Below are 19,278 nucleotides of genomic sequence, written 5' to 3' on the forward strand. Positions count from 1 at the left end.
CTCCCTGAGCTATTAGGATGAGGGGCCATGGCCCGCGATTTCCACAGTGACCACGATTCCGGCGTGCACTTGGTCTCCCAGTTGCGCTCACGGCTGGAATCAGTGCTGCTTGTGCTCGATACCCCCGCCAATGTGGAGGCGTTGGCGCGGGCTTTGGGGGCGCAAAGAGACGACGTCGAGCAGCTATTGGCGGAAATTCGCGATGAGTTCGACCGCCGCGGCAGCGGGTTTGACCTGCGGGAAACCGCCGAAGGGTGGCGTTTATATACCCGCCCGGCCAATGCCGAGGCTGTCGAAGCTTTCCTTCTCGACGGCTCCCAGACCCGCCTTTCCCGCGCCGCGATGGAAACCCTCGCGGTGGTCGCTTACCGGCAGCCGGTCACCCGTGCTCAGGTTGCGGGGGTGCGCGGCGTCAACGTCGACGGGGTGATGCGCACGCTTGCGCTGCGCGGGTTGATCACGGAAGTCGACCCCGACGAAGCCAGCGGTGCCCACCGCTATGTCACCACGGAGCTTTTCCTTGAGCTACTCGGGATAGATTGCTTGGAACGGCTGCCGGATCTTGCGCCGCTTATGCCGGAGATCGACGCGATCGACGACGCTTGGTAAGGCTACGTCAGCCCTGGTAGCGTGAGTGCGGTAGATAACCGCATACAACAGTGAGGATGAAGCTGTGACTCCACCCGCTCGCCGAGACGGCACACCGGATAACAGGAGAGGCAAGGACGACACGTTCTATATCTCCTATGCCAAGCCGGCAAAGAAACAAAACGTCAGCCTAGAAAAGCGCCGCGCCGCAGCGCAGGAACAACCCCACCCGCTGGAAGATAATTGGTGGGATGAGCCGGACACGCCCGCGAACTCCACGTACGCCAAGGAGGGGGTGCGACTGCAGAAAGTGCTGGCCCAGGCGGGTGTGGCGTCTCGCCGCCACGCAGAGATCATGATTGACCAAGGCCGCGTTGAGGTCAACGGAAAAATTGTTTCCCGTCAGGGCATGCGCGTCGACCCCACCACCGACATCATCCGTGTTGACGGGACGCGAATCAACGTCAACGAGGAACTTGAGTACTTTGCGTTCAATAAACCGCGCGGCGTGCACTCCACGATGAAAGATGAGCTGGATCGCACCTCGGTGGGCAGTTACCTGTCGGAAAAGACTGCCTCAGGGCAGCGCCTGTTCCACGTCGGACGCCTCGACGCGGACACTGAGGGCCTTTTGCTGCTCACCAACGACGGTCAACTGGCGAACCGTCTCATGCACCCGCGCTACGAGATCTCAAAAACTTACATGGCGACGGTTTTGGGCGAGGTCAAGCCTTCTCTTGTCAAGGAGCTAAAAAACGGCATTGAGCTTGACGACGGCACCGCAGCCGCCGACTATGTCCAAATCGTCGACGTGCACAACGGCCAGTCGATTGTTCGCCTTGAAATCCACGAAGGGCGCAAACACATCGTGCGCCGCATGCTGAAGACCGCCGGCTACCCGGTGCAGCGCTTGGTGCGCACCAAGATCCACACCGTCCAACTCGGGGAGATGAAGCCGGGCTCTATGCGCGCACTCAATTCCGCTGAGCTGACGAGCCTATACAAGGCGGTGGAAATGTAATGACACTGTCCAACATGCCCGACAACGGTTTGCTTCTCGCCGTCGACGGACCCTCCGGCACTGGCAAGTCCACCACCTGCCGTCGGTTGGCGAAGAAGCTGGATGCGAAATATGTCGACACTGGTGCGATGTACCGGGTTGCTACGCTCGCTGTGTTGCGCGCAGGGGTCGATCCCACCGATGCTCCGGCTGTGATCGCGGCCACGACAGATTTACCGTTGACGGTGTCAGACGACCCGGATTCCACAGAGGTTCTGCTCGCCGGGGAAGATGTCTCCGCCGAGATCCGCGGAAAAGAAGTCACCCGCAACGTCTCGGCTGTCTCAGCCATTCCTCAGGTGCGCGAAAACCTTGTGGCTTTGCAGCGCAAGCTGGCGGCGGAAGCGCACCGCGCCATTGTAGAAGGCCGCGACATCGGCACTGTCGTGCTTCACGACGCCCCCGCGAAAGCCTTCCTCACCGCCTCCGCTCAGGTGCGTGCCCAGCGCCGCTACGAACAAGACATCGCGGCTGGGCGAGAGACAGATTACGACACCGTTTTGGCGGATGTTCAGCGCCGCGACGAGCTTGATTCCACCCGGGCGACAAGCCCTCTGCGCCCCGCCGCAGACGCGGTAGTCATCGATACCTCCGCGATGGACCGCGACGAGGTCCTAGCGGAGCTAATGACGTTGATCGAAAGGAGCGCCTCATGAGCGATGAAACAAACCACGAGTACAACGTCGAGCTAGATTCGCAACTCGACAGCATTGATGGGCTTGAGGAACTTGTCGAGTTTGTCGAGTCCACCGATCCCGAGGACCTAACCGAGCAGGAGTGGGCGCGCGTCGACGAGGTCCTGGGCACCGGCGATTTCGCACATGTTGAGGAGGCTTTGCCCACGGTATCCATCGTGGGTCGGCCTAACGTGGGCAAGTCCACGTTGGTCAACAGGTTTATCGGGCGCCGTGAAGCAGTGGTTGAAGACCACCCCGGTGTTACCCGTGACCGCGTCAGTTACCTCGCGGACTGGGGCGGGCGCCGCTTCTGGGTCCAAGACACCGGCGGCTGGGACCCAGATGCCAAGGGCATCCACGGCGCGATTGCCCGCCAATCCGAGGCGGCGATGGAGACTTCCGACATCATCGTCATGGTTGTCGACGCTCACACCGGCGTAACCGAAACCGATGCAGTGATGGCGCGCAACCTGCAGCGCGCTGACGTGCCGGTCATCCTGGTGGCGAATAAGTTCGAGTCGGAAAGCCAGTGGGCTGATGTTGCCGAGTTTTACGCGCTGGGGCTCGGTGATCCGTGGCCGGTTTCTGCATTGCATGGCCGTGGCGGCGCCGACGTCCTCGACGAGATTTTGCGTCTCTTTCCAAAGGAGCCGAAAGCCGCCAATTCCATTACCGAAGGCCCACGTCGCGTAGCCCTAGTTGGCCGACCGAACGTGGGTAAGTCCAGCTTGTTAAATAAGCTCAGTAAGTCCCAACGCGCCGTGGTGGACAACGTCGCCGGCACCACCGTCGACCCAGTCGATGAACTGATCCAGCTTGATGGGAAGGTTTGGAAGTTCATTGACACCGCGGGTTTGCGCAAGAAGGTTAACAACGCTCAAGGGCACGAGTATTATGCCAGTTTGCGCACCCGCGGCACCATCGACGCCGCTGAAGTGTGCGTTGTGCTTATCGACGCCTCACAGGAGATTTCTGAGCAGGATCAGCGCGTGATTTCCATGGTGCTAGAAGCGGGCAAGGCCATGGTCATCTGCTTCAACAAGTGGGACCTGATGGATGAAGACCGCCGCTACTACTTTGATCGCGAATTCGACGAGCAGATCAACCACCTGCCGTGGGTGACCAAAATCAACATTTCCGCCGACACGGGACGTGGTTTGCATCGCCTCGAATCTGCCATGGACGAAGCTTTAGCAAACTGGGACAAGCGGGTCTCCACGGGGCAGCTCAACAGTTGGCTGCGTGACGCCATTGCTGCTAACCCGCCGCCCATGAAAAACAACCGACTTCCGCGCGTGCTGTTTTCCACCATGGCGTCTACCCGTCCACCGACGGTAGTGCTGTTTACCACAGGTTTCCTCGACGCCGGTTACCGCCGTTACCTGGAACGCAAATTCCGCGAAACTTTCGGCTACCACGGCACCCCAATCCGGTTCGCGGTGCGTGTGCGCGAAAGGCGCTCCAAGCGCTAGCGGGTGTAGCTAAAAGCGTCCGTGCGGTAGGGAAGTGGGAGGAGCTGGCCGGGGTCAAACCCGAGGCGGTCATAGAGGTACCAGGTTAAATTGGCGGTCATTTTCTCCCTTAACTGCGGCGTGCAGCGCAGCCAATAGGAGCGGGTGGCCATTAACTCGAACAGTCCCTCTGGAGTTATGGGTTGGATCCAAGTCAGGCGCTTTTCCTGCTCCAGCGCCCAGGGGCGTTTAACCTCCGGGTAAAAGCCGCGGCGCAGGACGTCACCGGAGTGCATGATGCGGGTGAGCCGCAGCACCCACGGGTGAGAAACGTCAATGGTGTTCCAGCACAGCAACAACTTTCCACCCGGACGGATCACCCGGTCGGCCTCGGCGCTGGCGGCAGCGGGATCCACCCAGTGCCAGGTTTGAGCGGCGGTGAGGGCATCGACGGTGGCGTCGCCAAGCGCGGTTGCTTCGGCGCTAGCCTGCCACACGGGCACACCCGGGTAGTTGCGTTTGAGCACCTGCGCCATCTGCGCCGCAGGTTCGCAAGCGAGGACACGATGCCCGGCACGCGCAAGCTGGGCAGTGAATTTGCCGGTGCCCGCCCCGACATCGAGTACAGTTCCCATCTCAGGCAACATGCAGATAACTTCATCCGGGTAAAAGGGGCGGGCTCGGTCGTATTCCTCAGCGCCGAGCTGGTAAGTTCCCGCTGCCCGCTGGCGCTGTGAAGCGTCCCGAAACGCCGGGGTGTCCTTTCTGCTCGGCCTCATGTTTTATCAATCTATCAATAGGGAGAGTGAAGTTGGCAGGGGTACGCACAGCCGCGCTCGCCGCGTGCACAGTGGCACTCTCAGGGCTACTCGGCTGCTCGCAGCCGCAGCAGCTTGCGCAACCAAGCGCGACCCCATCTCCTACACCCGTCCACACCACCACAGCGCCCCCACCGGCGCAAAACGCCGGCGCCCTACCGCGCGATGAGGCCGGCAAACCAACAATCCAACGCCGCCACATCAAAGCCGCTGGGCTGGATCGCACCTACATAATCTCCATCCCCCCTCACTACGACGCCTTGCGCGCACTGCCACTGATCCTGGTTTTCCACGGCTACGGCGAAAGCGCGGAGAAGATTCGCAACTACAGCAACCTGGAAAAATCCACGGCCATAGTGGTGTTTATGGACGGAATGGACTCCGCGTGGGCGCCAGCGCCCTACGCCACGACAACGGGTGATCAAGACCTCGCCTTCGTCGACGCGGTGAGACGGCAAGTAGAAGGGGAATTCAGAATCAACAAGGCGCGGGTGTTCGCCGCAGGCCTCTCCAACGGCGGGGGATTTGCCACCTACGTCGGTTGCCAACGCCCACAGACACTCACCGCGATCGCCACCGTGTCCGCGGCCTTCTACGCAGAGGTTTCCGAAAGCTGTAGCACCATTCCTCTCAAGCACGTGAATTTCCACGGCACCAACGACCCCGTCATGGAGTACGGCGGGGGACAGCGACACAAAGCATCCTACGAATCCATTGCCACCGTGCTCAATGAATCCGCCCGACGCAATCACTGCCTTTTAGATCCCATCGCCCGGGACTTCGCCTCCGGCGTTGCTCAGTTCACCTGGCTGCATTGCGATGCTTCGCTGATCCACTACCAAATTCACGGTGGCCGCCACGTGTGGCCCTCCTTCGCCACCGAGGTCCTTCTCGACTTCTTCGGCGTCGACTACGATCCCTAAAAATTCCCGTTCGCCCATCGTACGGCGATAAAGTTGCGCGCATGAGCAATGAAAGCGTCGGAGCGGTCCTGGTCGTCTATAACCCAGTCAAGGTCGACCAGAATAAACTGCGCGAAAGCGTATCTAAGCACGCCCCGCCTTCCTGCCGCATCGAGTGGGTTAAGACACACCCGGAGAATGAAAAAGCAGGGGAGATCTCGGTGCTGTCGCGGCCCGACATCGCCCTCGTGCTCGTTGCCGGCGGCGACGGAACCGTGCGGCTCATTGCCTCGGCGCTGGCCGGCACCGGCATAAGCCTCGGGGTTATTCCCGTCGGCACTGGCAACCTTTTGGCCCGCAACCTAGGGATGGACCTGGGGCTGGATGCATCCGTCAAACGCGCCTTTAAAGGAGTGGACCGAGGCATTGACGTGTGCCGGGCGAAGCTGACCCGACCCGACGGCACAGTGGATTGCCTTGGATTTACAGTCATGGCCGGGCTAGGACTCGACACCGGAATGTTAGAAAACACCGACGAACGTTTGAAAAAGCGTGTTGGGCCCCTTGCTTACGGGCAAGGAATCCTGCGCTCCTTAGCAAAGGGCAGCGACGTGAGCGCTACCTACACCATCGACGGCGAAGAAAAAACCGAAGCCACACTCAACACCATGATCTTCGGCAACTGCGGCTGCCTCATCAACGACTTTCCGCTGCTGCCGGAAGCCAAACCCGACGACGGTGTGTTCGATGTGATTACCATGGCCCCGCGCGGCCCGCTCGGCTGGTTGAATGTATTCGGCTGGATAGGCATCAACGCCGCCACTGCCGTGGTGCGCAAACTTCCGGGCACACACTGGGTCAAGCGCAGCCGAAAACGCAATCACCTTCTGCTGGGCGGCGCGTCCATGTTGCGCTACGCGCGAGGCAAGCGCGCTGCCGTGGAGTTTTCCCAACCGCATATCTTCGAACTCGATGGAGATCCCGTGGGCCATGTTGTCTCCTTGGTCATTGAGGTGGAGCCGAAAGCACTGCTTGTGCGGGTGTGATCGACACTGCGTTCGCGCCCGCAATGACCAGTAGCCCCACACGCGACAAACAAAAGGCAGCCCGTGTCCCAATTGTGAAAACAAACAGGATTCGTTGCCGGTGGTCGTTGGTTGCTCCTGTTCGGCGGAAGCGAGGATTCACCTGTGATAGCTCCCCACGGCAAGCAGCGCCTTTGGTGTCAACTTGACCTGTGCGCCTTGCGGGGACCTTGAACATAACAAAAAGCAGGCCGGATGATGAAAACATCTCCTGGCCTGCTTGTTGTGGTCGGGCTGACAGGATTTGAACCTGCGACCCCTACACCCCCAGTGTAGTGCGCTACCAAACTGCGCCACAGCCCGTTTGCCTGCCCTAGCGCTGTGCTTCGGGCGACTTTGTTAGGTTACAACACCGCCACCTAGAACTGTAAATCATAAGGTAGAAGGCAGTGTCGAGAAATTACGACAACGTAGTTTCGATCGTGCTGCCGGTGCCGATGAAACCGTCGATGCGCGAGGTTTTCGCTGCGGCTAAGAGGAGCTGGCGTTGTTGGTCGCTGAGTTCGCCTTCGACAGTGATGTGGCGGGTGAAGTTGCGCTCGCCAAGGTGGTTGACTTCAACGCGGACGTCGTCAAGCTTCATGCCTTTGGCTGCTTCGCGGATGGCCTGTGAGCTGGAAACGGCAATCGCGCTCATAAACAATCCCGTCGATGTCACACCCTGGCCTTTGCCGCCAGAGTTTTTCGCTCGGTCGGTTGTGATGGCGCGGTTCGAAGTGCGCACCACGTCGCCGTACTTGGTGCCGCGGGCGCTAAAGGACACAGCATTGGTATCTGTGGTTGGCTCGGCGATGAACTGCGGTTCGATGTACTGGCGGGCCCAGGACCCGATGATATCGGCGGCGCGCTTTGCGCTGTCGGTGCGTGTGAGCAGATGGTCCGCTTTGTCCAGGGACATAAGCGATTTTGGGTAGCGCGTGAGCCGGAAGATGGTTTGGGCGTTGTCCACTCCGACAGTTTGGTCGATTGGGGAGTGGACTAAAAGGAGAGGTTTGCGCAGTTTCGGCAGGTATGTTTCCGGGTTCGTCTCCGCAAGGTCCTCCAGGAAGCGGCGGGAGATCGTCAATGGACGGCCGCCGAGGATGACCTCTACGGCGCCGTTTTCATCGGCTTCGGCAATTCTGCTTGCATAATGAAGCACGGAGTGGGCCGGGTCGAAGGGGGCGCCGACGGTGGCGACGGCCCTGAGCGTCCCTTTTAGTTCGGGGCGGGTTGCGGCTTTTAGGGCAGCGGCCCCACCGAGGGAGTGGCCCATCAGTAGCTGAGGGGCGCGGAAATTCTCGCTGAGCCACCGGGAAGCGGCGACGATGTCGTCGACGTTTTGGCTAAACGTCGTGTCCTGGAAATCGCCCTCGGACTGACCCAGCCCCGGAAAGTCGAAGCGGAGGGTGGCTATGCCAAAGTCTGTCAGCCGCTTCGAAATGCGGGAGGCACCTGGGGTGTGGCGTGATCCCGCAAAGCAGTGGGCGAATACCGCGTAGGCCTCGGCCGGATGGTCGGGTTGGTCAATCGTGGCGGCCATCATGGTGCCCGTGGACGAGGGAACCTTCACATTGAGCGAGAGCATGTGCCACAGGATATTGCAGTTGCGTGAAATGCGGGCGGATGGCTGCCGTAAAGTGGTGATTCAACGTTTCTCAATGAAAGGGGAAGGTCGCCGATGGGCGCTTTCGACTGGTTTTGGAAGGCGATGGGTTCAAGCTCGGAGCGCAACAACAAGGCGTCGAAAGGCGTGGTTTCTAAGGCGCACGAGCGCATTGTTGAGTTCGAGGGCGTTGATAACGCTGAGCTTGTCGGCGCTATGCACCAAGCTGTTTCCGGCAACACCATTGCAGATAAGTCTGCTTTTTTGGCGATTTTGTCGGTGGCCTCCTCCCGCACTTTGAAAATGACTCCGTTTGAGGTGCAAAATCAGGCGGTGCTGCGCCTGCTGGAGGGCGATGTCATCCAGATGGCCACTGGTGAGGGCAAGACTTTGGTTGGTGCGATGGCGGCGACTGGTTATGCCTTGACTGGTAAGCGGGTTCACGTCATCACGGTCAACGATTACTTGGCGCAGCGCGATGCTGAGTGGATGCGTCCGCTGGTTGAGTTCTTTGGCCTGAGTGTGGGCGCGGTTACGGAGGATTCATCCCGCGAAGATCGCCTTGCAGCTTATCGCTGCGACGTCGTCTACGCTCCTGTTTCCGAGATCGGTTTCGACCATCTACGCGACAACCAGATCACTAGCCGCTCTCAGGCTCTGCAAGCACCGGCGGAGGTCGCGCTCGTTGACGAGGCAGATAGCGTGCTTGTCGACGAAGCCTTGGTTCCCCTCGTTCTCGCCGGTTCGCAGCCTGGCACCCAGGCCACCGGGCGTATCACGGAGGCGGTTTCGCACTTGGAAAAGGACAAGCATTACACCATCGACGCCGATGGGCGAAACGCTTTTCTGACCGACGAGGGGGCAAAGCGTTTAGAAAATTTGCTGGGGATTGATTCGCTCTACTCCGAGGAGCACATTGGCGATACGCTTGTGCGCGTCAACCTGGCGCTGCACGCTCGTGCGCTGTTGATCCGCGACATTCACTACATCGTCGAAGATGGCAAGGTTTCGCTTGTCGACGCCTCCCGGGGCCGGGTGGCCGAATTGCAGCGCTGGCCCGACGGACTTCAGGCGGCTGTGGAAGCGAAAGAGGGCCTGGATGTTTCCGAGGGCGGACGCATCCTCGATTCAATCACCCTGCAGGCGCTGATGCGTCGCTATCCAGTGGTGTGCGGCATGACGGGTACTGCCGTGGAGGCGACGGACCAACTGCGTTCTTTCTACGGCCTGCATGTGGCAGTGATCGACCGCGCGCAAGAGCTGCAGCGTTTCGACGAGGCGGACCGCATTTACGCGACGATGGAGGAGAAAAACTCCGCGATTGTCGCAGAAATTGAGCGTCTCCATAGTCTCGGCCAGCCGGTGCTTGTGGGCACCCATGACGTTGCTGAGTCGGAGGCTTTGGCCGCCGCGCTGGGCGCTCGCGGCATCGAGGTTAACGTGCTCAACGCCAAAAATGATCAGGAGGAAGCCCGCATCATCGCTGAAGCGGGTGATGTGGGAAGGGTCACCGTGTCTACACAGATGGCGGGCCGCGGCACTGACATTCGGCTCGGCGGGGCCGATGAGGCTGACAAAGAAAAGGTTGCGAGTCTGGGCGGTTTAGCGGTTATCGGTACGGCCCGTCACCGAACCGCACGGCTGGACAATCAGCTCCGTGGGCGCGCCGGCCGTCAGGGCGATCCGGGCCTAAGCGTGTTTTTTGTCTCTTTGGAAGACGACATCGTCGCTACCGGGGGAGAAGGTGAGCAGGTCACAGCGCATCCAGCCGAGGACGGCCGAGTCGAATCCAGCCGCATCCAACACTTTGTGGAGCACTGCCAGCGCGTCACTGAGGGCCAGCTTTTGGAGATCCATTCCCAGACCTGGAAGTACAACAAGTTGCTGGCCGACCACCGAGACATCCTCGACGAGCGTCGCGCGAACTTGCTCGACACCGACATCGCCTGGCGTGAGTTGGCGAAACGCAGTCCGCAGCGTGCTGAAGAGCTCGGGCACCTGCCCGATGAGGTTGTCAAGCAGGCCGCGCGCGAAATCATGCTTTTTCACCTCGATGAGGAATGGTCGCACCACCTCGCGTTGATGGATGACGTGCGCGAGTCCATCCACCTGCGCGCGATAGCCCGGGAGACTCCGATTGATGAGTATCATCGCATCGCCGTGCGCGAGTTTAAGGACTTGGCGAACAGGGCCGTCGATAAAGCGGTGGAAACTTTCAACACGGTGCGCATCGACGAGGCTGGCGCTCACCTTGCAGAGGCCGGTTGGAAGCGGCCAAGCGCGACGTGGACGTACATGGTCTCGGACAATCCGTTGGCCGGTTCGGGCAACTCCTTCATCTCTGGGATAGCCAACATCTTCCGCTAGGATTGCCTAGCGGTACCACGGTGCCTTTGTCCCCGAGACGGAGGTGCAGCCGCTACTATGGCTAACAGTTAAGTTTGAAAATCCCTCGACACCGTCAGGAGCAATTCATGAGCGAGAACACTGGCACGCCGGAGAACCAGGTAGAAACCACTTCGGTGTTCCGTGCGGATCTGCTGAAGGAAATGGAGTCGGGAGCTGCCACATCCGACACCGTCGGTGGCGCTGATAACCTTCCCGAGGGGGCCGCGCTACTCGTGGTTAAGCGAGGTCCAAACGCTGGTGCTCGTTTCCTGCTCGACCAGGACACCACGACCGCAGGCCGCCACCCGGAGGCGGACATCTTCCTCGATGACGTCACCGTTTCGCGCCGTCACGCCGAGTTTCGCCGTACGGAGGGAACCTTCGAAGTTGTCGATGTCGGATCGCTCAACGGCACCTATGTCAACCGTGAGCCGCGCAACTCGCAGGCCTTGTCTGCAGGTGATGAGATTCAGATTGGCAAGTTCCGTCTCGTTTTCCTAGCTGACCAGAAGTAATAACAGCGCCGCCTACCCCGTGAGGAACCGAGTATCAACGTGAATGCACTTCCCAAGACCTCCCCGCAGCGCAGCGCCACACGCGCAAAGTCAAAGACGATGTCCATCGGCGTCGTCCTTAACCACCTGCGCGAGGAGTTTCCGGATGTCACAGTCTCCAAAATCCGGTTTCTGGAGTCGGAGGGACTGATTACCCCGGAGCGTACTGCTTCCGGGTATCGGCGTTTTACCGATGAGGATGTTGAGCGTTTGCGCTACATTCTTGTCACCCAACGTGACAACTATCTGCCTCTTAAGGTGATCCGCGAGCAGCTTGAGGCGATGGATGCGGGACAGGTCACGGCAATTATGTCAGCGGCAAAAACCGAACCGATTGTTTCGCCTGAGTCGCTTCGTTCCCCGGTATCTTCCCGTTTGACGGACACCGAATTGGCCGAAAGGGCTGGCACTGAGCACAAGGCCGTGGATCAACTCATCGCCGCTGGTCTTTTGGTGCCGGATTCGGCTGGGTTGTTCCATGCGGATGATTTGCGCATTATTTCTTCCGTGCAAGCACTCGCGGGTTTCGGTCTTGACCTGCGCCACTTGAAATCTTTACGCAACGCGGCTGGGCGTCAGGCGGATTTGATTTCTAAGGTCACCGAGCCTGTAGCTAAGTCGCGCACAGACAGCGCTCGTCAGAAGGCGGAGGAGCTGGGCCATCAGCTCACTGCCTTGGTTGTTTCGCTGCACGCCGATTTGGTGAAAAATGAGCTGCACCAGCGGCTCAATGGCTAGGCTGCGCGATGGTTCCGCTCTCGCTGCTGGGTGTTTTCCCGATTGGTCCGGAGAATTTCCTGTGCGCTTTGCTGCGGTGCGAGGCAAATAAGCGTTTCATTCCCGTGTGGCTTCCTCCTTTTGAGGGCGGCCGATTGATGGCGCGATTGTCTGGGTGGGAGTCGAATCGCCCTACGGCCGAGGAGGTTTTGGCCGATGTGCTGCGCTCGGGTACTAAGGGCGTGGAAAGTATTCATCTTTCCAGCTACTACAACGGGGTGTTCATGGCATCGATCACGCTTGCTGATGGCACGCAGTACGATGCGCGACCTTCTGATGCGCTGAACTTGGCAGTTATTCTTGATGTTCCTGTGGAGGCTGATGAAAGTGTGGTCGCTCAAGCCAGCCTTCGCCTTAACACGATGGATGCGCTGAATTACTTCAACCTTGAGTTGGATAATGACAGAAGCGAGGGCGAGTCTGCTAGTGGCGATGCGGCGGCGGATGCGGAGTTTGCCGAGTTGATGCGCAACTTGGGCGTTGAGGAGCTTTCGGATGGTTTCGAAAGTGGGGAAGATGAAGCCTCAACGGAGCCCGACGACGATATCTAAAGTTAAACTTTAGAGTTAAAGTTCGGCGTGTTGCTAGTGTTAAGTCTTGACCGACGCCTAGGCTTGCCTTTTAATAAGCATTAGCGCACCGCTAAACATCATGGGAGTAATTACGTGAGTATCGAAAATTCCTCTGGGGAGCAAGCCAACAACGCCGTACAGGAAACGCTGTTCGACCTTGGTCCCTCCGACGAGGTCGGCTACCGCGTGCCGATTGCGTGCCAAGTCGCCGGCATCACATACCGCCAGCTTGACTACTGGGCACGGACCAACCTGGTGCGCCCCTCGATCCGCGGTGCGCGTGGCTCCGGATCTCAGCGCCTGTATTCTTTCAAGGACATTCTCGTCTTGAAAATTGTCAAAGGCTTGCTAGATACTGGCATTTCCCTCCAGAACATTCGGCTGGCTGTCGATAAACTGCGCGACCGCGGCGTCAACGACATCGCTGAAATCACCCTCGTTTCAGACGGCACCACCGTCTACGAGTGCCGCAGCAACGAAGAAATTATCGACCTACTCGGCGGCGGGCAAGGCGTGTTCGGCATTGCCGTGCCGCAGATCATGCGCGAGCTGACAGGAACGATCTCCTCATTCCCAGCAGAGCGCGTCGACGGCGACACGGAACAACCAGACGGCGACAACGTGATCGGACTCGACGAACTTGCAGCGCGTCGCCGCCGCAAGAGCTCCTAAGCACCCACCACGGAAGGTCACAACGACTTAACCCAAGCCGGCAGCCGCAGCGACTGCCGGCTTAATTGCTTGCATGTCCGTTACTGCCAAGTGAAAACCCGCCACCTCGGCCGCAGCCGGATCCACCGCAGCCTCACCGACGTGAACCACAGAAATAGTAACTTTATCTCCGGCCCTTTCGCGCAACTCGGCGATAAAGGCGTCATCCTCGGCAGCGTCGACGGTTCCCGTGGTCACCAACACAATGCGGGTCGGGGACTCGGCCTGGGCGGCGTAGCCCACGGCCGCGCGGAGGGCCTCACGGGTCTGCGGCTGCCCGCCGGCGCTGAACATGCCAGCCATCCCCGCGACGGCCTCCGCATCCGCTCCGAGGCGCAAATTCTCGCGGTACCCATTCATCACCCCTGGGCTTAGCGGTGAGGAGTAGTTCCACAAACCGACAGCCTTGCCCTGTCCGGCCAGGCCGCGAGCCGAATCACCAATAGCCGTCGCCGCTTCGATCTGGAAAGGCATCATGGCGGAAGAAGTATCGAAAAGGAACAAGGTGTTCTCCGGTTGCAAAACCGCGGGAGATTCTTCCTCTTTCGCCGCACCTGCTTCCTCGCTATTAGCCATCTCACTCAAGGAGGCTGCAGCCCATACACTTTCGGAGATCTCCGGCTGAGCGCTGCTTTCGCCGGTGAACTCCTCCCCAGCGAACCTGGCAAAGTCCTGCCCGGCGCGCGCTTGTTCCTCAGTGACGGCATCCGTTTGGTTCAGCGGCTGAGCGTAATAGATCAACGAAGCACCCAGCGCAGTAAACTCCATTCCCTCCGGAACACGGGCCTGAACTGTGGCGGCATAGCGCGTCTCATCGCCCGCGACCTCAGAGACAGATGCGATGCGTTGTTGAGTCAGTACCGAAACCGCCTCCTCCTCGTTTCCGGTCAGGGCGGTAGCGGCTACTGCCGCGGCAGCGGGTTGCTCATCTACGGGGAAAAACACAGCATTGACGTCGATGTTTCCTTCCGCCGCTTTCATGCCAGCCACGCCTACCTCACCAGCGGCTACTGGTGTTGCCTCCGAGGTTGCCGCGGTGCGCTCAGCCAGCTCTATTTTCTGGCGATCCGCAGGGTTATTGGGAAAAATGTGAACCGCTGATGCAGCAAGGTCGGGGGTATAAACAGGGGTGACACAATAGTCTCGCACGACAGGGCGGGAATCCGCATAAGCGGTGATGAGCTGTTTAGCCACACCATCGTCTGTCGCGCTGATGGGAAGTTCGAGATCTCCGGCAACGCATTGCTTGTCGTCTTCTGCCGCCTCCAAAGACTCGTCCGGGCGCAGCCAGAAGATCCACACCAGCAAAGCAACGATCGCGAAAAGAGCGATCAGTGCCGCTAATGCACCACCGGAGAGTGAAAAACTCCTTTTGCTATTGGAATGCCGACCCATGTTTGTACCTCACCTTTCGACAACAATTTTCTGAGGGCTATCTTATTCACCAAACAGGCGGTCGAGAAGTTCGACAAGCCGGACGCGAAGTGGCTTAGCGCGCGTCGCAAGTTCGCGTTGGCGGCGCACATACTCAGCCTTGCCTTCAGGGGTTTCTACCGCGACGACACCGAGGCCGAGCCCACGGCAGTCATAAGGAGAAGCCTCCATGTCCAGGCGCCGCGCCTCGCGCGCCAACTCAAAAATGTCCAGGAGCAATTCCCCAGGGACAACGGGGCCCATATTCATTGCCCACTTGTAAAGGTCCATGGTCACGTGGACACACCCCGGCTGGTCATTGTCGGCCTGCCCGCTGCGGTCGAGCACAGTGAGGTTGAGGGGGCGTGCGGCAGGGGTGAAGTAGCGGAAAGCATCGTAATGCGTGCATTTCAACGGGTGCGCATCGACCACCTTATTGGTAGCGCGCACACCGAGACGAAGGGGCAGGTCGTGGCGTGGATTATCGCTGCGGTAAACCATGGCCCACTCGTGCATACCGAAGCAGTCAAAGTGAGGAAAAGCCGTATCTACCTGCGCCATCAAATCTCGCATCTGACGCATAGAATCACCTCGGTGGGCAAGAAAGCTCTCCACATCCAGCCGCACCGCACCATCCTTATCAGCCATGTAGTGGCGTCTGCGGGCAATCGGGCAATCTGCGGCCTGCGCTAATTGCGTACCCAAGCCTGGGTTCCAGCGGGTCAGGTGGGAGGGGCGCGGCCAGTAGTAGTCAAAGAGAAAATCCCATACGGGGTGCGACTGCCCTGAAGCTTTGCGCTTCAAGTGGGGATCTACCCACTGGCGTGCCCGTGTCTCGTGATCGGCTTGGGCGTTCGTCCACTGCTGCCTGGTGAGTGTGTTGCCCATCAGCCTTCCTCGTGGGTCCAGTCTGAGACGGTGCCGACGTATTCCTCGATGATGTCTTCCAAAGCCAGCACACCAACAAGCTCACCTTTGTCCCGTACCTGCGCCATGTGGGCGGAGCGGCGGTGCATCGCTGTCAATGCGTCGTCGAGGCTACCGGCGCCGTCGACAATGCTCAAAGGGCGGATGCGCGACGTGGGGATGAGCACTTTCGCCTCCGCGTCGCTATCAGGTGACTCCATGAGGTCGAGGATGTCTTTCACATGTATATAGCCCACCAGTACCCCTTCGGAGCGCTCCACGGGGAAGCGCGAGAAACCAGTATCACGCACTCTTTGTTCCAGTTGTGCAAGTGGGATGCCGCGGCCGGAGTAGGGGACGGTGGTGAGGCGATCGAGAGGGATCATGACCTCCTGGAGGTTGCGGGAATCAGAGCGCAGCGCCTTGGCCAGACGCACAGTCTCCTCGGCGTCCAAAAGCCCCTCCTCGCGAGACTCTTGAATCATGGAGGCAAGCTGTTCTTGATCCACCGTGGATTCCAATTCGTCGCGTTGCTCCATCCCAAAAGCACGCAGCGTAATGCGGGCAACCCAGTTCAAGAACTCGATGAGCGGGCGGGTGAGCTTGACCCACAGCGTCATCGCGGGGGTCAACCACAAAGCGAGCGACTCGGGACCGGCGATCGCGATGTTTTTCGGCACCATTTCGCCGAAAAGAATGTGCAGGTAGGAAATAATGCCCAGGGCGATGATGAAGGAGACCGGGTGAAGCAAGTGCGGCGAAAGCCCCAGTGCAGCGAAGGGCACCTCCACGTAGTGCGCGACGGCGGGTTCTGCGACCTTTCCTAAGATCAAGGAGGCGACCGTGATGCCGAACTGGGCGCCGGCTAGGTAAATGGAGAGGTTTTCAATGGCGTGAATGACGCCTGCGGCCTCTTTTTTGCCCTGGGCGAGCAGCGATTCCAACCTGTCGCGGCGTGAGGAAATCAACGCGAACTCGGAGGCGACAAAAAAGGCGTTGGCCAGCAGCAGCGAAATGATCAATGCAATGGCGACGAGGATACTCACTGGTTGCTCTCCTCGTTGTCTGCGGGGAGGTCCTTGGTCAACGGAACTGGTGTGAGGATCACACTGTCAACACGACGCTCATCCATCACGGAAACACGAGCCAGCCAACTCCCGGCGTTGCCAGCTTCGAAGGTGCCGTGAAAATCGGTTGCGCCGTCGGGCAAGACGACCTTGTCGCCGACGCGAGGGATGCGTCCCAACGTGTGCATGATCAGACCGCCGAGAGTTTCATAGGGGCCTTCCGGAGCGACGTAGGAGGTGCGCTCGCTGACTTCGTCTAAACGAACGAGGCCAGAAATTTCCCATGAGGAGCCGAAGCGTTGGAAATCGCGCTCGGACTCGCGGTCATCGTATTCGTCGTAGACCTCACCAAGGATTTCCTCAACGACATCTTCGATGGTGACCAAGCCTTGGGTTCCACCGTATTCGTCGGCAACCAAAACCACTTGCGAGCCAGCGGAGCGCACACGGTTGAGCACCGCGTCACCGTCGAGGGTTCCCGGCACCATGGGCACAGGTTTGGCAAGCTCGCCCAGGGTCGTCGTCGCCCTTTCGCTGGCGTCGACGGAAAAGGCATCTTTGATGTGTACCACGCCGATGGTGTCGTCGAGGTCGCCTCGTCGCACGGGGAAGCGGGAGTGGCCAGTTTCGCGCGCGATGGCGATGAGATCTACCACGGTGTCTTCGACGTCGAGCGAGTGGATTTTCGAGCGCGGCGTCATAACTTCTTCGGCAGTGGTTTCGCCGAACTGCAGGGAGCGGTCGATCACGCGCGCTGTTTCCGCGTCCAACCCGCCAGCCTCAGCGGAGTTGCGCACCATTGCCCCGAGCTCTTGACCAGAACGGGCGGAGGCCAACTCGTCGGCGGGTTCGAAGCCGAGACGGCGAACGAACCAGTTCGCTGAGGTGTTGAGGGATTTAATAAACCACTTAAACACGGTGTTGAAGGCGTTGACCGGCGGCACCACGACGCGGGCCGTATGTAAAGGTTCGGTGATCGCGGCGTTTTTGGGCACCAGCTCGCCAAAAACCATGGATAAAAATGTGGCTACCAGAAGCGCCAGCACTAGCGCGACGGTGCGGGAGGCGGATGCGCCCAACCCCATGAGCTCAAGTACTGGTGTAAAGAAGCTCCCCAGCACCGGCTCGGCGAGGAAGCCCGCCGCTAGCGTGGTTAAGGTAATGCCGAGCTGGGCGCCTGAGAGCACGAAGGACAGGTTGCCGTGGTCGCGGGCGACTGCGCGGGCAGTGCGGTCGCCCTTATCTTTCACGTGGGCTTCCACAGTGGAGCGCTCCAGGCCGGTCATGGCGAACTCGATGGCGACGAACAAGCCCGTTGAGGCGGTGAGGAGGATAAAGCCCAGAAGGGCGATGATCGATATGACTATGTCCATTACTGTCGTTGCACTAGCGTTCTAGCGCCCGCTACTCCTTTGTTGTCGGCGTCCCCTCCCGCTTCTTCCACGGCGTTGACTGTGGAGGTGCCCGGTGCCACCGGCAGGGCTTCCTTGGCCTTTGTGGCGGCGGGTTGCGCTTTCGGCTTGTGGCTTTTGTTGCTGACCTGGAGGGGGCAGGGGCGTGCCGGAGGGGGTGCGTGCGCCCGTAATTTTAACTAACTCACGTGAATCCGGGTGGATGTGGGCTGCTGTGGCGTGCACACCGGCTTTGCGTAGCAAGCTTTCTACGTCGGATACCTGCTCGGTAAGCGCGAGGGTGACTACAGTGCCGGAGGTGCCGGCGCGTGCCGTGCGCCCAGCGCGGTGCAGGTAGGCTTTGTGTTCGGCTGGCGGGTCCACGTGGACCACGAGGGAGACGTCGTTAATGTCGATTCCGCGCGCAGCGATATCGGTGGCGATGAGCACGGGGGTAGAGCCGTCGCTAAAGCCGGACAGGGCACGGGTGCGTGCGCCCTGGCCTTTGTCGCCGTGGAGCCCTTGGGCGTTGATTCCGGCGCGGCGCAGTTTCTTGACCTGCCTGTCCACGCCGTGCTTCGTGCGCATGAACATAATCGTTTTGCCTTCGCGTGCGCCGATTCGTTCAACGACATCGTTGCGTTCCTCGCGGCTTTTCACCACCAAAAGGTAATGCTGCATGGTCTCTACGGATGCTTCGACGGGCGCGGTGGAGTGGGTCACGGGATTTTTCATGTAGCGTTGCACGAGCTTTTCGACGTCGCCATCTAACGTCGCCGAAAATAACATCGTTTGCCCGCCGCGGTCCACGCGGTCGAGCAGTTTGCGCACCTGGGGTAAAAATCCCATGTCTGCCATTTGGTCTGCCTCGTCAAGGCAGGAAATTTCCACGGCATCTAACGACAGCTTCTGTTGGTTAATGAGGTCCTCGGCGCGGCCGGGGGTGGCCACGAGAAGATCTACTGGGGCAGCCAACGCCCGGATGTGGTTGTTGATGTTGACGCCGCCGACAACGTCGATGACCCGCAAACCAAGCGCCGCGGCGGGATCAGCGAGTCTTTCGCGGATCTGGGCCGCAAGCTCGCGTGTGGGGGCGAGTACGAGCCCCCGCGGGTGTCCAGGCCGGGAAGGCGCGCCGGCGAGCCTGGTGAGCATCGGCAGCCCAAACGTGAAGGTTTTGCCGGAGCCTGTGGGTCCGCGCCCCAAGACGTCCTTGCCAGCTAAAGCGTCCGGAATGGCCGCTTCTTGGATGGGGAACGCCTCGGTGATGTCGAGGCGGGCAAGGGTGCTGACAATTGGCTGGGGCAGGCCCAGCTCAGCAAACGTAGTCATT

Annotated in this window: 18 protein-coding genes and 1 tRNA gene; 11 read left to right on the plus strand and 8 right to left on the minus strand. The window is 59.8% G+C overall.

Features of this window, described 5'->3' with window-relative positions; translation table 11 throughout:
- Nucleotides 1-27 precede the first annotated feature (27 nt).
- From scpB to der, 4 genes are all read left to right on the plus strand, one after another.
- Nucleotides 28-609 carry an SMC-Scp complex subunit ScpB gene (gene scpB / locus VLL26_RS03300; protein ID WP_342319693.1) on the plus strand — a complete coding sequence of 194 codons (582 nt, stop codon included), beginning with the start codon at nt 28-30 and terminating at the stop codon, nt 607-609.
- Between the two features lie 64 nt (nt 610-673).
- Nucleotides 674-1,609, plus strand: coding sequence for a pseudouridine synthase (locus VLL26_RS03305; protein WP_342319694.1), 936 nt, complete (start codon nt 674-676; stop codon nt 1,607-1,609).
- Complete coding sequence (cmk, locus tag VLL26_RS03310; protein ID WP_342319695.1) at nt 1,609-2,304, plus strand: (d)CMP kinase; 696 nt, start codon at nt 1,609-1,611, stop codon at nt 2,302-2,304. The genes VLL26_RS03305 and cmk overlap by 1 nt, the downstream gene beginning before the upstream one ends.
- A complete protein-coding gene (gene der / locus VLL26_RS03315) occupies nt 2,301-3,797 on the plus strand; it encodes a ribosome biogenesis GTPase Der (protein ID WP_342319696.1) in 1,497 nt (498 codons plus the stop codon). The genes cmk and der overlap by 4 nt, the downstream gene beginning before the upstream one ends.
- On the opposite strand, the gene VLL26_RS03320 is transcribed toward der, so the two are convergent.
- Nucleotides 3,794-4,555 carry a class I SAM-dependent methyltransferase gene (locus tag VLL26_RS03320; protein WP_342319697.1) on the minus strand — a complete coding sequence of 254 codons (762 nt, stop codon included), beginning with the start codon at nt 4,553-4,555 and terminating at the stop codon, nt 3,794-3,796. The two genes, der and VLL26_RS03320, sit on opposite strands and share 4 nt — an antisense overlap.
- Nucleotides 4,556-4,587: 32 nt before the next feature.
- On the opposite strand from VLL26_RS03320, the gene VLL26_RS03325 reads away from it, so the two are divergent.
- Together VLL26_RS03325 and VLL26_RS03330 are read left to right on the plus strand one after the other, a co-directional pair.
- On the plus strand, nt 4,588-5,517 hold the full coding sequence (locus VLL26_RS03325) for an alpha/beta hydrolase family esterase (RefSeq protein WP_342319698.1): 930 nt from the start codon (nt 4,588-4,590) through the stop codon (nt 5,515-5,517).
- Nucleotides 5,518-5,558: 41 nt separating this feature from the next.
- Nucleotides 5,559-6,542 (plus strand): diacylglycerol/lipid kinase family protein, encoded by a 984-nt coding sequence (locus VLL26_RS03330; protein ID WP_342319699.1) that lies wholly within the window; start codon nt 5,559-5,561, stop codon nt 6,540-6,542.
- A gap of 265 nt (nt 6,543-6,807) precedes the next feature.
- Here VLL26_RS03330 and VLL26_RS03335 read toward each other — a convergent pair.
- Both VLL26_RS03335 and VLL26_RS03340 read right to left on the minus strand, forming a co-directional pair.
- Nucleotides 6,808-6,884: transfer RNA gene (locus VLL26_RS03335), tRNA-Pro, on the minus strand.
- A gap of 97 nt (nt 6,885-6,981) precedes the next feature.
- Nucleotides 6,982-8,148, minus strand: a complete 1,167-nt coding sequence (locus VLL26_RS03340) for a bifunctional alpha/beta hydrolase/OsmC family protein (RefSeq protein ID WP_342319700.1) — start codon at nt 8,146-8,148, stop codon at nt 6,982-6,984.
- A 93-nt stretch (nt 8,149-8,241) separates the two neighbouring features.
- Between VLL26_RS03340 and secA2 the strand changes: the two genes are divergently transcribed.
- From secA2 to VLL26_RS03365, 5 genes are all read left to right on the plus strand, one after another.
- Nucleotides 8,242-10,533 carry an accessory Sec system translocase SecA2 gene (secA2, locus tag VLL26_RS03345; RefSeq protein WP_342319701.1) on the plus strand — a complete coding sequence of 764 codons (2,292 nt, stop codon included), beginning with the start codon at nt 8,242-8,244 and terminating at the stop codon, nt 10,531-10,533.
- Nucleotides 10,534-10,640: 107 nt separating this feature from the next.
- Nucleotides 10,641-11,069, plus strand: coding sequence for an oxoglutarate dehydrogenase inhibitor Odhl (gene odhI, locus VLL26_RS03350; RefSeq protein ID WP_342319702.1), 429 nt, complete (start codon nt 10,641-10,643; stop codon nt 11,067-11,069).
- 39 nt (nt 11,070-11,108) lie between these two features.
- On the plus strand, nt 11,109-11,846 hold the full coding sequence (locus tag VLL26_RS03355) for a MerR family transcriptional regulator (protein ID WP_342319703.1): 738 nt from the start codon (nt 11,109-11,111) through the stop codon (nt 11,844-11,846).
- Between the two features lie 8 nt (nt 11,847-11,854).
- Complete coding sequence (locus VLL26_RS03360) at nt 11,855-12,436, plus strand: bifunctional nuclease family protein (RefSeq protein WP_342319704.1); 582 nt, start codon at nt 11,855-11,857, stop codon at nt 12,434-12,436.
- Between the two features lie 120 nt (nt 12,437-12,556).
- Complete coding sequence (locus VLL26_RS03365) at nt 12,557-13,129, plus strand: MerR family transcriptional regulator (RefSeq protein ID WP_342320138.1); 573 nt, start codon at nt 12,557-12,559, stop codon at nt 13,127-13,129.
- A gap of 27 nt (nt 13,130-13,156) precedes the next feature.
- Here VLL26_RS03365 and VLL26_RS03370 read toward each other — a convergent pair whose 3' ends face one another.
- The 5 genes from VLL26_RS03370 to VLL26_RS03390 are packed head-to-tail and all read right to left on the minus strand — an operon-like array spanning nt 13,157 to nt 19,277.
- Nucleotides 13,157-14,563: a hypothetical protein gene (locus tag VLL26_RS03370; protein WP_342319705.1), complete on the minus strand. Its 1,407-nt coding sequence runs from the start codon at nt 14,561-14,563 to the stop codon at nt 13,157-13,159.
- A 42-nt stretch (nt 14,564-14,605) separates the two neighbouring features.
- Entirely contained in the window at nt 14,606-15,469 is an 864-nt protein-coding gene (locus VLL26_RS03375; protein WP_342319706.1) for a 3-methyladenine DNA glycosylase, read from the minus strand.
- A complete protein-coding gene (locus VLL26_RS03380; RefSeq protein ID WP_342319707.1) occupies nt 15,469-16,533 on the minus strand; it encodes a hemolysin family protein in 1,065 nt (354 codons plus the stop codon). The genes VLL26_RS03375 and VLL26_RS03380 overlap by 1 nt, the downstream gene beginning before the upstream one ends.
- The gene (locus VLL26_RS03385; protein ID WP_342319709.1) at nt 16,530-17,927 is read right to left on the minus strand and encodes a hemolysin family protein; all 1,398 of its coding nucleotides are present in this window, start codon (nt 17,925-17,927) and stop codon (nt 16,530-16,532) included. The genes VLL26_RS03380 and VLL26_RS03385 overlap by 4 nt, the downstream gene beginning before the upstream one ends.
- A gap of 21 nt (nt 17,928-17,948) precedes the next feature.
- Nucleotides 17,949-19,277 (minus strand): DEAD/DEAH box helicase, encoded by a 1,329-nt coding sequence (locus tag VLL26_RS03390; protein ID WP_342319710.1) that lies wholly within the window; start codon nt 19,275-19,277, stop codon nt 17,949-17,951.
- Nucleotide 19,278 lies beyond the last annotated feature (1 nt).

It is taken from the genome of Corynebacterium sp. BD556 (assembly GCF_038452275.1).
In the GTDB taxonomy this organism is placed as follows: Bacteria; Actinomycetota; Actinomycetes; order Mycobacteriales; family Mycobacteriaceae; genus Corynebacterium; species Corynebacterium mayonis.